Source organism: Prevotella sp. AM23-5 (assembly GCF_003473645.1).
Lineage (GTDB): Bacteria > Bacteroidota > Bacteroidia > Bacteroidales > Bacteroidaceae > Prevotella > Prevotella copri_A.
Genome location: NZ_QUCG01000183.1, coordinates 390 through 886, shown reverse-complemented (window position 1 = coordinate 886; position 497 = coordinate 390). Strand labels below are relative to the sequence as shown.

The window sequence follows — 497 nt, the reverse complement described above, 5'->3', positions numbered from 1 at the left end:
CTTTGGCTGCTTTAGAGCTTTATGTTAAGCAATATAAAACATTGTTTTTAAGCAATATAAAACATTGTTATTAAGCAATATAAACATTGTTGTAAACCAATATAAACCTATTATGACTTATCAAATGGTCCTCAACATATTTCAACCAATCCCCTTCTATATTACTTGGAGACTGATTTCTGATTGCAAAGGTATATAACTTTGTAGATACTACAAAATCCCCCCCCCGTTTTAGAATGCTTTAACAATAATAAACGTATTTTTAATTAAATACCAGTTAAATTGAGGTGACGAGTGGATATGTGCCGGATGTTATCACAGAAGCAGTAGGTAGTGAACCTACTTATCAGATGGCGGTAGATCAGATGGCGGTAGAGGAATATGCAAATCTTTGAGCGTATTTTGAGAGTCATATTTAGAGTTTTATTTACATCAGAAGAAGCCACACGGAGATTATCTGTTGATACAGACACGAAGCTAGGATTTGGCTCGATTTG

Annotated in this window: 1 protein-coding gene; it reads right to left on the bottom strand. The window is 34.2% G+C overall.

Annotated features, from left to right (window positions below; genetic code table 11):
• Positions 1–266: 266 nt before the first annotated feature.
• The coding region (locus DW657_RS18530; RefSeq protein WP_233547218.1) for a hypothetical protein at positions 267–497 on the bottom strand (231 nt) is incomplete at its 5' end.